Origin of the sequence: Oceaniferula spumae, assembly GCF_042849255.1 — a bacterium.
Taxonomy (GTDB): domain Bacteria; phylum Verrucomicrobiota; class Verrucomicrobiia; order Verrucomicrobiales; family Akkermansiaceae; genus Oceaniferula; species Oceaniferula spumae.
Genome location: NZ_AP026866.1, coordinates 1,418,387 through 1,430,878, shown reverse-complemented (window position 1 = coordinate 1,430,878; position 12,492 = coordinate 1,418,387). Strand labels below are relative to the sequence as shown.

Annotated in this window: 14 protein-coding genes and 1 pseudogene; 9 read left to right on the top strand and 6 right to left on the bottom strand. The window is 52.8% G+C overall.

What is annotated here, in order from left to right:
* The first annotated feature begins 61 nt into the window (after nucleotides 1-61).
* From nuoB to ACSPJT_RS05985, 7 genes are all read left to right on the top strand, one after another.
* Nucleotides 62-631 carry an NADH-quinone oxidoreductase subunit NuoB gene (nuoB, locus tag ACSPJT_RS06015; RefSeq protein ID WP_435895462.1) on the top strand — a complete coding sequence of 190 codons (570 nt, stop codon included), beginning with the start codon at nucleotides 62-64 and terminating at the stop codon, nucleotides 629-631.
* A 34-nt stretch (nucleotides 632-665) separates the two neighbouring features.
* Nucleotides 666-1,223: an NADH-quinone oxidoreductase subunit C gene (locus ACSPJT_RS06010; RefSeq protein WP_435895461.1), complete on the top strand. Its 558-nt coding sequence runs from the start codon at nucleotides 666-668 to the stop codon at nucleotides 1,221-1,223.
* 139 nt (nucleotides 1,224-1,362) lie between these two features.
* The gene (locus ACSPJT_RS06005; RefSeq protein WP_435895460.1) at nucleotides 1,363-2,148 is read left to right on the top strand and encodes a rhomboid family intramembrane serine protease; all 786 of its coding nucleotides are present in this window, start codon (nucleotides 1,363-1,365) and stop codon (nucleotides 2,146-2,148) included.
* A 92-nt stretch (nucleotides 2,149-2,240) separates the two neighbouring features.
* Nucleotides 2,241-2,732: a redoxin domain-containing protein gene (locus ACSPJT_RS06000; RefSeq protein WP_435895459.1), complete on the top strand. Its 492-nt coding sequence runs from the start codon at nucleotides 2,241-2,243 to the stop codon at nucleotides 2,730-2,732.
* A 19-nt stretch (nucleotides 2,733-2,751) separates the two neighbouring features.
* Nucleotides 2,752-3,462 carry an alpha/beta fold hydrolase gene (locus tag ACSPJT_RS05995; RefSeq protein WP_435895458.1) on the top strand — a complete coding sequence of 237 codons (711 nt, stop codon included), beginning with the start codon at nucleotides 2,752-2,754 and terminating at the stop codon, nucleotides 3,460-3,462.
* A gap of 30 nt (nucleotides 3,463-3,492) precedes the next feature.
* Entirely contained in the window at nucleotides 3,493-4,308 is an 816-nt protein-coding gene (gene menB, locus ACSPJT_RS05990) for a 1,4-dihydroxy-2-naphthoyl-CoA synthase (protein WP_435895457.1), read from the top strand.
* A gap of 6 nt (nucleotides 4,309-4,314) precedes the next feature.
* Nucleotides 4,315-4,866 carry a Maf family protein gene (locus ACSPJT_RS05985; protein WP_435895456.1) on the top strand — a complete coding sequence of 184 codons (552 nt, stop codon included), beginning with the start codon at nucleotides 4,315-4,317 and terminating at the stop codon, nucleotides 4,864-4,866.
* Nucleotides 4,867-4,968: 102 nt separating this feature from the next.
* Here the strand turns inward: ACSPJT_RS05985 and ACSPJT_RS05980 are convergent, their stop codons facing one another.
* Nucleotides 4,969-5,703, bottom strand: a complete 735-nt coding sequence (locus ACSPJT_RS05980) for a TlyA family RNA methyltransferase (RefSeq protein ID WP_435895455.1) — start codon at nucleotides 5,701-5,703, stop codon at nucleotides 4,969-4,971.
* A 133-nt stretch (nucleotides 5,704-5,836) separates the two neighbouring features.
* Between ACSPJT_RS05980 and ACSPJT_RS05975 the strand changes: the two are divergent.
* Nucleotides 5,837-7,702: pseudogene (locus ACSPJT_RS05975) on the top strand (FG-GAP-like repeat-containing protein); the annotation flags it as partial.
* Nucleotides 7,703-7,993: 291 nt separating this feature from the next.
* Entirely contained in the window at nucleotides 7,994-8,521 is a 528-nt protein-coding gene (locus tag ACSPJT_RS05970; RefSeq protein ID WP_435896186.1) for a CRTAC1 family protein, read from the top strand.
* On the opposite strand, the gene ACSPJT_RS05965 is transcribed toward ACSPJT_RS05970, so the two are convergent.
* Genes ACSPJT_RS05965 through ACSPJT_RS05945 form a run of 5 tightly spaced genes read right to left on the bottom strand, consistent with a single transcriptional unit; the run spans nucleotide 8,518 to nucleotide 12,452 of the window.
* Nucleotides 8,518-9,108 (bottom strand): YybH family protein, encoded by a 591-nt coding sequence (locus ACSPJT_RS05965; protein ID WP_435895454.1) that lies wholly within the window; start codon nucleotides 9,106-9,108, stop codon nucleotides 8,518-8,520. The two genes, ACSPJT_RS05970 and ACSPJT_RS05965, sit on opposite strands and share 4 nt — an antisense overlap.
* A gap of 38 nt (nucleotides 9,109-9,146) precedes the next feature.
* On the bottom strand, nucleotides 9,147-9,818 hold the full coding sequence (locus ACSPJT_RS05960) for an acyltransferase (protein ID WP_435895453.1): 672 nt from the start codon (nucleotides 9,816-9,818) through the stop codon (nucleotides 9,147-9,149).
* Nucleotides 9,796-10,737, bottom strand: a complete 942-nt coding sequence (locus ACSPJT_RS05955; protein ID WP_435895452.1) for a fatty acid desaturase family protein — start codon at nucleotides 10,735-10,737, stop codon at nucleotides 9,796-9,798. The genes ACSPJT_RS05960 and ACSPJT_RS05955 overlap by 23 nt, the downstream gene beginning before the upstream one ends.
* A complete protein-coding gene (locus ACSPJT_RS05950; protein WP_435895451.1) occupies nucleotides 10,724-11,629 on the bottom strand; it encodes a diiron oxygenase in 906 nt (301 codons plus the stop codon). The genes ACSPJT_RS05955 and ACSPJT_RS05950 overlap by 14 nt, the downstream gene beginning before the upstream one ends.
* Entirely contained in the window at nucleotides 11,622-12,452 is an 831-nt protein-coding gene (locus tag ACSPJT_RS05945; RefSeq protein ID WP_435895450.1) for a fatty acid desaturase family protein, read from the bottom strand. Before ACSPJT_RS05945 ends, ACSPJT_RS05950 begins: the two co-directional genes overlap by 8 nt.
* Between the last annotated feature and the right edge of the window lie 40 nt (nucleotides 12,453-12,492).

Here is a 12,492-nt window from a genome sequence, read left to right as displayed (position 1 = left end):
GACTTGTGATGGCGTTTTCGCTCGCTAGGGTGCGCGCAGGGATTCTTCCTGAAATTTTGCCATGGTCACTCCTACTGATACTTCCAGCCCAGCAGATACTGCCGAAAGCGCTCAAACCGCACTGGCTCACGCCGCCTACGATTCTAAAATCGAGGGCAATGTGATATTCACCCGCGTGGATGCCGCGATCAACTGGATGCGGAAAAATTCACTGTGGCCGATGCCTATGGGGCTTGCCTGCTGCGCGATTGAGCTGATGGCGACCGCGTCTTCTCGCTTTGATATCTCTCGCTTTGGAGCGGAAGTGATGCGTTTTTCTCCTCGCCAGTCCGACGTGATGATTGTTGCCGGCACAGTGACCTACAAGATGGCTCTCGCCGTCAAACGCGTCTGGGACCAGATGCCTGAGCCCAAGTGGTGCATTGCCATGGGGGCATGCGCTTCCAGTGGTGGAATGTATCGTAGCTACGCGGTGCTCCAGGGGATCGACCAATTAATTCCCGTGGACGTCTATATTTCCGGCTGCCCGCCACGGCCTGAAGCATTGATCGAGGGTCTGATGAAACTTCAGAAAAAAATCGAAGGTGAAGAGTCCACCAAGGCTCAAAAGGAGGTCACAGCTGACGCCTAATATTTTCAAACCACGTATCTAGAACACGTATTTCATGACCGCCCAGCAAGCCGCCGAAAAAGTCCTGCAAAAATTCACCACTGCCACTAGCGTGGAGTTCAGGGGTGAGCATAGCGTCACCGTCACTTTGGAAGATTTCCGCGCAGTGATGGAGTTCTGTAACCGCGAACTCGGTCTGAACTTTCTCATTGACGCTTCGAGCGTCGATAACACCGGCGAAGATCCTCGCTTCATGGTGGTTTACGAGCTGGCGACTGTTGATGACTCTGTGCATCTTCGGATCAAGGTGGCTATTGATGATGGCGTCGAAGTTCCCACCGTTTCAGATATCTGGGCGACCGCTGACTGGCACGAGCGAGAGATTTATGACATGATGGGAATTCGTTTTTCCGGTCATCCGGATCTGCGTCGTATCCTCATGTGGGAAGGATACCCGTTTCATCCACTGCGAAAGGAGTTTCCTTTGGCTGGAAAACCCAGCGATATGCCCGATGTCGCCTTCACTGGTGAGGCCCCTCTTGAAGGTGGGCCGTTTGTGACTTCGCCTGGTGCCGGGTCACGCGTCACGGCTGAGCCACGCGCCCGAAACTAGAGCTTGAGCTGAGTCTCGATAGGGGTGAGGAAAAAATACTCGCCCTACTTTGAGCGAATTGGCATCTTGTGGTGTCTTAGATTGGCAAGGATTGTCTCGTGAGGAGTTGGTCTGGTGTCATTCAAATTGCTCAATCGTCATGCCTCCACCTGAAATTCCACAGGATAATCCACGCATACCATGGTTGCCGCGCTTGCGTGTCAGGCTTCCGGGTGCGGACATCGCTACCGCATTGGTGGTGGTTCTGATTGCTACGCATTGGATCGTCGAGCGTGCGGGTGGTCCGGCTTTTGTGCCGAACCTATTTATTCATCTGGGACTCACGTGGGAGGGGGTGAGGAGCTGGGGAGTTTGGCAAATCATTACCTACGCCTTGTTGCACGGTGGCTGGTTCCACTTAATCGTAAATGTGCTCATGCTCTGGCTTGTGGGTGGTAGGGTCATCCACATTCTGGGATATCGAGGTTGGCTTAAGGTGGTTGTCTCTGGAGTGGTGTTGGGTGGTCTGCTCCACCTGCTGACCTCCGCGGTCTTGGTCTCAAATGGATTTCAAGAATTCCGCTTAGTCGGTATATCGGGTGCTTGTTATGCCTTACTGATCACATTGACCACCCTGTCGCCGGATTCCCGGATGTGGCCGATTCCTATTACTGGAAAGAATCTGGGCCTTGGACTGATCTTTTCTGAACTATTTCTCTGGTTGATGCGTCCGGAGTTAGGGATCCCATGGTTCTCTGCGATGGGGCTTCGATTGGTCGATATGGGGGGAGGTTCTTTGTTCTACATCAGCCATGCATGTCACTTCGGCGGGGCGATTGCAGGGTGGTGGTTAGCGAGAAAGCTTCTTGCCCCAACGCCTAGTCTGGCGGATTTACGGCAAATGCGAGCCGAGCGTGAAAAGGGCATCGGCATGGACGAAGCATAGATGAACGGGTTGATGCTTGTCATGACGTGAGGCTTGTCCTTAGTCTGGCGGTGTTCGATTTCATCCAACAAAACCACTAACAATACCAAATTATGAGCATCCAAGTAGGCGACAAAGCCCCCGATTTCACTCTCGTTACCAAAACAGCCGATGGTCCTGAGACCGTTACTCTTTCCGACCTTGTCGGCAGCAGCAATCTCGTTCTCCTCTTCGTGCCGATGGCCTTCACCGGCGTCTGCACCGATGAGTTCTGCGACATCACCAAGGGCATAAGCGTTTACGAAGACCTCGATGCGAAAGTCATCGGTATCTCCGGCGACAACCCATTCGCGCAAGAAGCCTGGGCGCAGAAAGAGGGCATCGGTATCACTCTTCTAAGCGACTACGAACACGATGTGGCGAAGGCTTACGGCGTGGCATACGATTCCTTCCTGCCTGAGGCCAATCTGATCATGGGTGGCGTCGCCAAGCGTTCTGCCTTTGTGGTCGATAAATCCGGTGTTGTTCAATACGCCGAGGTGCAAGATCACCCCAAAGACCTTCCTGATTTCGATGCCATCCAGGCATGCCTGAAATCACTCTAACAAAAGACGTTAGAAAAAGATGATCTGGGCCCTGCACGGCGCCGTCGGCAGGGCGGCGGATTGGCGTGACTTCGCCACCGCGATGCGTGAAGGGGGCGAGGAGGTTCGCCGACTCGACCTCTGGCGCTTTCTCGATTGCTGCCCGATGCCGCTGAAAACATTCGGCGACACTCTGGCCACCGAGATTTCCAGAATCGATCCGTCTCCGACACTGGTCGGCTACTCCATGGGTGGCCGGCTAGCCCTCCACGCCCTCCTAGCTCAGCCCAAATTCTGCAAGGCTGCCGTCATCATCTCCGCCCACCCAGGGCTGACGGATGAAAACGAATGCCGCCAGCGCCGCGAACACGATGCCGAGTGGTCTGCCCGCGCACTCAAAGGGGAGTGGTCCGAATTTCTCGATCAGTGGAACCAACAAGGGGTGTTAGAAGGCGTGGAAATGCCCGAGCGGCTCAGCTTGAAAGACCGCCGCGCGTCGATTGCCAGGTCGTTCGTCGATTGGTCACTCGGGGCACAACAAGACCTCACACCCAGACTTTCGGAAATCCAATGTCCGGTGAAATGGATCACCGGCGAGCGTGATGCCAAGTTTACCGAGATCGCGGCGGAGGCCGTTCAGAATCTGAAGAATGCGGAGCATGTCATTGTGCCCGATTGCGGTCATCGCGTGCCGTGGGAGCAGCCGGAGTCATTCGCTCGTGAGGTCAGGGCTTTTCTCGAAACAACTTGAAACTTAAATCTTAAAACTTAAAACAAAGTCATGTGGAAATCAGCTCACGAATTTGAAGATATACTCTACGAGAAAAGCGAAGACGGCCAGATCGCCAAGATCACCATCAACCGACCTGAAGTGCGCAATGCGTTTCGGCCCGAAACCACCAAGGAGCTGTTAGTCTCTCTCGATCTCGCCCACGAAGATCCTGAAGTGGGCGTGATCATTCTCACCGGAGCGGGCGATAAGGCGTTCTGTTCCGGAGGCGATCAAAAAGTCCGCGGTCACGCAGGCTACATCGGAGGCGACGGCGTGCCGCGCCTGAACATCCTCGATGTGCAACGCAAGATCCGTAACCTGCCGAAACCGGTGGTCGCCATGGTCGCTGGATACGCCATCGGTGGAGGTCATGTGCTTCACGTGGTGTGTGACCTCAGCATCGCGGCGGACAATGCTATTTTCGGTCAGACCGGCCCCAAGGTTGGCTCTTTCGATGGAGGGCTCGGCTCAAGTTACTTGGCCCGCATCGTCGGCCAGAAAAAAGCGCGCGAGATCTGGTATCTCTGCCGTCAGTATAACGCCCAAGAAGCCCTCGAAATGGGCTTGGTCAATACCGTAGTGCCACTGGCTGATTTAGAAAAGGAAACCGTGCAATGGTGTCGCGAAATGCTCCAGCACTCACCGATCGCACTGCGCTGTTTGAAGTCGGCTCTGAACGCCGACTGTGACGGTCAGATGGGCTTGTTAGATCTCGCTGGCAATGCCACCATGCTCTACTACATGAGCGAGGAAGGCAAAGAGGGGAAAAATGCGTTCGTCGAAAAACGCAAACCTGATTTCTCCAAGTTCCCCCGTGTGCCGTAGGTCAACATGGCTCGTATCATTCTAGCATCCGGCTCGCCTAGGCGTAGCGAAATGCTTGCCGAGGTCGGCTTGGAGTTCGAGGTCATTCCATCTCCTGCCGAGGAGATTCATGACGTTAGCATGCCCCTGCATTTACTCTGCGAGGAGAATGCTAGGCTCAAGGCGCTGGCTGTTGCCAAGGATCACCCCGAGGCCAAGGTTATCGGTGCGGACACGCTTGTTTACATCGATAACACCCCTTTGGGGAAACCGAAGTCAGAAGCTGAAGCGCGAGAAACACTCGCCAAACTGTCTGGGCGTGCTCACCAAGTTTGCACCGGCGTGTGCATTGCCCACGGCGAAACGGTGAACTGTTTCCATACAATCACCGAGGTGGTTTTTAAAACTCTAACAGCCGAAGTTATCACGGATTACATGGCCAAGGTCAACGTCATGGACAAAGCCGGTTCCTACGCCGTGCAAGACCACGGAGAGATGATCATTGAGGAGGTCAGAGGGGATTACAATAATGTGGTAGGCTTACCCATCACTCAGCTTCTCCAGCAGCTAAAAGAGTGATCTGGCAGCCAATGTCTTCTTTCGCGTCCTTTCGCGTATTTCGCGGTCAATAATCTGATTTAGCCACCCAAGCAAAATTCGCCCAATTCGCAAGATTCGCGGTCAAATTTTCAGCCAGGCCAAGAACTCCCGGTTCCCATCCGTGCCCTTGATCGGTGAGTCAATGCACTCGATCCAAGTGTGCCCCAGCTCCTTGGTGACAAAATCGTGAATCTTATCCACCGCACGCTGGTGTAACTCCGGTTCTCTAACAATTCCTCCCTTGCTGATGTCATCCCGCTGCAGTTCGAACTGCGGTTTGATCAGGCAAACGATCTGACCGTCCTCTTTCAAGGTGGCAAACATGGGGGGGAGAATCTTGGTTAGGGAAATAAACGAGACATCGGTCACCGCCAAATCAATCGGCTCGCCAATATCCTCAGGTGTCATGTGGCGGGCGTTGAATTTTTCTTTCACCACCACACGCGGATCACTGCGTAGTTTCCAGACCAGTTGATTGGTCCCTACGTCCACCGCATGGACCCTAACAGCGCCGCGTTGGAGTAAACAATCGGTGAATCCTCCGGTCGAAGCACCGACATCGAGGCAGGTCATGCCAGTGGGGTCGATGTTGAAGGCATCAAGCGCGCCTTCCATTTTCAAACCACCACGACCAACAAACTTTGGTCGTTCTTTCACCGTTATTTCCGCCTCAGAATCAATCTTGGTGCTTGGCTTCGCCACCACCGTCGTGCCGCAAAGCACCTCGCCAGCAAGGATCAACCGTTTCGCCTGTTCGCGAGACTCACAGAGTCCTCGTGAGACTAACAAAGCATCGGCTCGTTCCTTGGCTGGCATGTGCAGACTCTAGACCGAAGCTGGAGTAAAAGTATAGCCGCAATCATTCTGATCCCAATATCATCAGAATCGATGATTGTTCAGTGAGAATCAATTTCCCCAACAGAAGATTTCGGTGTTATCTGGAGCCGACATGAGCTTAGTCACACAGTCAATCTCCTCGCAGAGGGGTGGATGGAAAGATATCCGCATTCCATTTGCGGCTCTGCTGGCTGTGTATGTGTTTTTGGGCCTCGGCTGGTTGGGTTTTTCTCGTAGTGTCTGGCAAGTTGCCCTGACGCTTGGCTGCGCCTTGTTTTTTGATTTGTTAGGAAACCGGCTGTTTCGTTCCAAGGACTGGTTGTTTCCGTGGAGTGGCCTGATCACTGGCTTGGGCTTGTGCTTATTGTTGAATTTTGGAGCTCATCCATGGTTGCCGGTTCTTCCCGCTTTTTTGGCCATTGCTTCAAAGCATTTATTCACTGTGAACGGGAGGCATGTTTATAATCCGGGTTTATTCGGTCTCATCGTAGGCATGGTGTTGGCTGGTGGCATGCTTTCTCCTGCACCTGCTTACCAATGGGGCGGCACTTTGGGGGCTTGTTATATGCTGGGAGGCGCGGCGCTGTTTGTATTTGCCAGGAAAATCAAACGTGCTCCACTCGTGCTCAGTTTTTTGATTTTCTATTGTCTGCAAATGCTGCTTCGCACCTGGATCATGAGGCATCATTTGCCAGCTGAAACCATCATTCTTGGCACGATCAGTTCACCTCCGTTTTACCTCTTTGTTTTCTACATGCTCACCGATCCAGCGACGACTCCGGGTAGCCGGAAGGGGCAGATCTCTCTGGCTTTGGCTGTGACGGTGATCGACATGGGGCTTCATTTAATCAGATCATACAGCACGCTTTTTCCTGCGCTGTTCATTGTGCAGACAGCGGTGTTGTTATATGGTTGGGGGCGGTGTCTGATACAAGGGAACTTGCCAAAATGGAATACGCTTGTGGTTCGGTCAGCGGTTGTGGCCGCTACGGCTTGTTTGTTTTTCTGGAGTCAGAGACCGGTCAAAGTGGATGCCGATTTCATGTTGGTACAGCGCAAGCACCCCGCCATGCAGGCTGAGATGAGCCAGGTGATGCAGGAGGTCGATCCCCGCTTGCGGCACATCGCCAAGTGGATGTTCTCAGTTGGTGATGCCGTGGCTGTAGCTGATATAGATGGCGATGGCTTACAGGATCTGTTTCTAACTTATCCTCTGAAGAAACCCCAAGACCGCTGTCTGATGTTACGGAACACGGGGGACGGATTTGAGCGGGTTTCGATTGATGCTTTGGATGATGTTAGAAATCATCCGGAGCAGCACGGTCTCGGAGCTTGCGCCGTATTCGCGGATTACGATAACGATGGTGATCAGGATTTGTTCATTGGTATGGGCTACGGTGCTTCACGACTACTTCGAAACGACTGGAATGAAGGAAGGAAATTCACCGACGTCACCGAGCAGGCGGGTTTGAGTGGGCAAACGATTTGCCTGACAGCCATGTTTTTCGACTATGATCGTGATGGTGATCTTGACCTGATGGTGGGAAATGCAATGAACCCTCTTTTGGCTGATTACCCTACCGAGACGCCACTTAATCCCTTCAAATTACCAGATCCGGAATACTCGGGAGACCGCCGGATGTTCCACTTCATGCACGAAAGCTGGCACCAGTCAGCGAACGGAGGACTCAATCATTTTTACGTCAATCGAGGGGATGGTAGCTTTGAAAAAAAGGATGTGTCAGAGCTAGGCATGCCGGAAACACACTGGACGCTGGCATTGGCATCGGTGGATTTTAATGACGACGGCTGGCCGGATGTTTATTCGGCATCTGACTTTGGACCGGATGATGTCTATCTGAATCTGGCAGGCAAAGGGTTTCGTCGTATCCAGGGCCGGATGTTTGGGAGCGTGGGCAAGGATACCTACAAGGGCATGAACGCCAGTGTCGCGGACTTCGATCAGGATGGATACCCGGACGTATATGTCTCCAATGTGCACGCACCGTTGCAAGCTGAAGGGAGTCTGCTGTGGATGACACGTCCCACTGGTAAGAACGGTGTCGAATTTTCTAATCAAGCGGTGAAACGCAGTGCGTTGAACGAAAAAAGATTTGGCTGGGGTGCGGCGTCGGGTGATCTCGATCTGGACGGCTGGCCGGACATTGTGCAAGCGAACGGCATGGTCGATGACAGCGCCGACAAGAAATTCGAGACCCCTCGCGACTACTGGTATGCTAACGGCAGGTTGATGCGCACCGGGGCGAACATTCACAGCTATGCTGACCAATGGGGTGACCTAAGGGGGTATTCGATTTTTGGGCTGCAGAAGAATCGAGTTTATCTGAACCGAAAAGGATCGTTCGTGGACGCGGCGGAAGCTGTGGGCTTGTCTGAAAAGGGGAACTCGCGCGGAGTTGCAATGGCTGACATGGATAACGACGGCGATCTGGACGTGATCATCACCCATCAGTTCAAACCAGCTTCCTACTACGAAACGGTGTTAGAAAATACTCCGGCATGGATCAAGATCAGACTCAATGGAGACGGCGTGCGTGTGACCAGGGATGCGGTGGGTGCCAAAGTGACCGTTAGATACGGCGAACACCAACAGACGATGTGGGTACAGAACACGACTGGTTTTTCAGCTCAAGGTGAACGTGCATTGACCGTTGGGCTGGGTAGTTACTCCGGTGCCGTCACCGTGCAGGTCAAGTGGCTCGATGGCACAGTGACTGACTTCAAAAATCTGGAGGCTAGAAAATTACACCAGCTGGATTACTCGGCCAACGACTAGCCGTTTGCAGCCATGGCCTTTTTGTAGCCCATACGCTTGCCGGCGATCAATCCGATCAGTAAGGCTACGAAGCCGGTGGCCATGGCGGTGATCCACAATGTCATCTTGTTAGCCAGTTTGGCAAAAGGGTTGTCCACCGGGTGGGTGGTCACTTGCAGTCGCGCGAGTTTCCAAGTGCCGTCGGGCATTTTCCGGCACACGGCTGTCCATGCAGTAGAGAAGTCTAAGGTGCTTCCATTGGTGTCGATGCTGTCTTTTGAGGATCCCTTTGCGATGGCGATGTTGTCGATGAACGTGGAATCGTCCGCACTTACGCTGACCGAGTAACTGGAGTCTTCGCCCATGTATTCCTTGGCTTTGTCCCAGAAGGCCTGGAGTTCATCGAAGCTTTTTACCTCTTCTCCAGTGAGCATAACCGCTGAAAAATCCTCGGTGAGGTGTTTTTTGAGCGGCGTGAGATCGTTGTTTTTGATTGCCGATTCATAAGTCGCCTTAAGATCCCGCAGAGCTTGTTTGTCCTCCTCAGTTTGGGCGATGACAGGCAGTGCGCTGACCAACAGTGCGAAGAGAATAATGTAGCGTTTCATACAAAGAATCATGGATAGTATGTCTGATAGGTCAATGTTTACCTCTTGATGCGTTTTCCATTTTTCCACTCACTGAATGGAGGCGATAGAAGGTATGCTCGCGTGGTTTCATCGTCAGGAATCACAGTGCCGGCCGTGAGCAAGGAGTATCCACCGACTGAAACACGGTCGCCTAAACGGATGGGAGCAAGCTGGAGTTCGGGTTCCCCAGCCTTGTTCTTACGGATGACATGAGGATTGAAACGGACACCGGCACCGAGCACGACGTCATCGCCGAGATGCAAAAATCCACGGTCAAGGATCACTGTGCCAGGTGCCCAGAATGTGAGTCGGCCTATTTGGCTGCCCCAGAGCCGTAGCCAGAGCGAGTAGAGACCGGGAACAAGCCGGAGCATTTCCTCCAGTATGGGCAATCTTCCGAATAACATCTGGCACTGCATCGTTGCCCACCAGAAGAAGAAAGCGCGGCTGCCAATGGGACTGTGAGTGTGACCGGTGCATCCGATTTTGAGCACGCGAGCTAACAGCGCGGGTGCGAGATAGAGCATGGCCGCTCCGACTCCTATTTTCGCCCAGGCAGAATCCACAGGTAGGAAAAGAACGGCGGCCACACACGCAGCGATGTGAACAAGCGGTGTGAAGTTCAACAGCAGTAATAGAACCTTGCCCCCTGTGGTCAGCGATTGATTAACGGATGATTTTTCCTGCATAGCGATTTTCTACTCTCTCCTTGGTGAACCGAGGGCCACGCCACATTTTTAGATAGGCTGGTAGTAGCCGCTCTCTTTTTTCTTCTTTGGCATCGGGGTCGAGCTCAGGAAGATGCACCCAGGAAACCGTTGGGTGCGCGTGGTGGTTGCGGTGCCAGTTATGATTCAGCCAAACCTTATCGAGCCAAGTCCAAGTGCGCAGGTTCTTGGCTCCCTTGAGCACATCGCGTTCGGTTCCGAAATGGTGCACATACTGGAGCGCCGACCACAAAACGCCAAAGCCACACAAAAGAACGGCGTAGTGATACCACGGAATATGCAGAAGCCATGCCAGCGAGACATGCAGACCGATCGCCAGCGCGGACTCCAGTCGGATTAATTTTAAATACCTCGGGTTGAGAGATTCTAACAAGGCCTGCGTGGGGCGATCGAACTCTGCCCATTTTGCCTTGAGGGCCTTTGGGTAGATGACCGCGATGATGTTACTTAATACAACCACCACCCAGAACAGACCGGTGAGGATTCCGATGAATTGCAGGTGTTTCCACAGACGGTTTTCTCCCTCGAAATAGAAATCGAACGCCTCATCGTCAGACCGGTTTCGCATATGATGGCCGATGTGACCCTGTCTGATGAGGTGGAACGGTGCGGGGAAAAACAAGGCTAAGACCGTTCCCAATGTATCGTTCACCCGAATATCGGGGTGGAGAATGCGGTGTTCGGCCTCGTGTAGCATGGCGTAAGCGCCGTTCATCACAATGCCGTAGATGACAGCAAGACCAATGACCTGCCACCAAGAGGTCGCTAAGGGTAGCAAACCAATGAGTGCTAATAAAGCCATCAGCATCATCATGGAGATGCCCAAGTTTAGCCGGCCTGGTATGCTGCGGAAAGGCTGATCTGTTTCACTGTGGTTCATATCCTAACAAGGTGTTCTCGAGTCCTCGAAATTCAGGTAAGGCATCAAACAAGGCGAAGGCACGTGGGGTGTGCTCTCGGCTGTAAAGGCTCATGTGGTAGTCGCGATGATGGCGCAGGCTGCGCAGTTCCTCAAATATCGATTTTTTCCGAGAATTGAGTTCCGGGTATTCAACGCAAAGAGCCTCCACAATGGCCAGGGCTGCACGTTTCGGCGAGGTGAAAAATTCCTTCATCAGCCAGTTGAAAATAGCGACGTTGATTTTTTTGTGGAGATCCGAGAGCGGTTTCCAAACAGTGTCGATCATCTGCAAATCCCACTGCACGTGGTTGGCCTCATCTCGGAGGTGGAGTAAATGGGTGTGGCGAAAGTGTTCATCTAACGAGCTGTCGTTGATACAGACCTTGCTAATTGCGATTGAGCGTTCTTCCTGAAGTAAGGCCAGCCAGATCCAGCAGGGGAATAGCCATGGGTTTCCAGCCACTCGATTCATCAGCTTAAGCAAAGGTCTGGGGACACGGATGAAATGGTAAGTTTGGCTTTCTAACGAAAAAAGATCTGGATCGACCTTGTGCGAGAGCCGGCGGAACATCTCGGTGTGTTGACGCTCTTCCTTTTGGAATCGTTGAAGGTTGGTTGCGAGTTCAGGACCTATGCGGTCGGGTCGTTCATAGAGCGCGGGAAGCACAGTCTCTGCGAGTTGTTCCTCAAAGAATGCGGTCTGTTCATTGAGATACAAGGCATAGAGCTGGCTATATCGACACTGCTGATCTTCGGAAAGCGCCTCCCAGCTGGGTGTGAAATACAAAGCCGTTAGATGCGCAGGGAAAAACGGCTTCGAGAAATCAATCTCCGCGTCCGGGAGGCTGTATCGATTGATCACATCATGCATGGCGAGGCGGGCGGTTGATACGGCACCAGATCAAATGGCACAGCGATTTGTGATTCAGCGAGGGGTCCATATGCGCTTCGATGTGCTTTTTATGGTAGGCTGGAAGCAGTGACCAGTGCATGGACGGCTTCAGATGGTGGGCGGTGTGAAATCCGTTGTTGAGAAGAAACCAGTTACCGGTTTTTCCAGTGAGGTTGCGGGAGTGATTCCAATCGGATGCGTGGTCGCAGTCCTGATGTTGGAGCAGATTGATCGCGATCAGACAGTATTGGCCGAAGACCCACGGAATGGCGAAGGTGAGGAGGGTTTGTTTCCAATCGATCACTAACAATACCAACATGACGCTGTAGAAAATCGCGCGTTCAAGCAGAGCTTGTCGATAGAGCTTGGGGCGCCGCTTTCGCCAGGACTTGAGATCAGACGGTTTTTCCCGATACATCTTGGCCACTGAGAAAAATGGGAACAGGATTACATTCAACAAATTGTTTGATGACCGTACAAGAGATGTCTTTACGAAATCCTGCTCGCTTTCCATCCCCTGATGATGGCGTTCGTTATGAGCCGTGATGATTCCCGTAGGTGGCTGGCCGGAGCCAAACATGATGAAAACCGACAAGGTGTTGTTCCACCCTTTCCGCACGAATGTTCCAGCATGCATGTGATTGTGGGCGATGATGCAGCAGATGAATGCGAGCGGACAGGTCAGCAGATAAATCCACCCCGATGAGATCACACGGGAGAAATGCAGTGACAGCAATGTTAGTGTCAGCCCGAGAAAGAACAAGCTGCGTAGATCGGCTGAATACTGGAGTCGGGGGATCATGGATGCGCATTTTTATACCACAGCCGATGGTGGGCAGTAT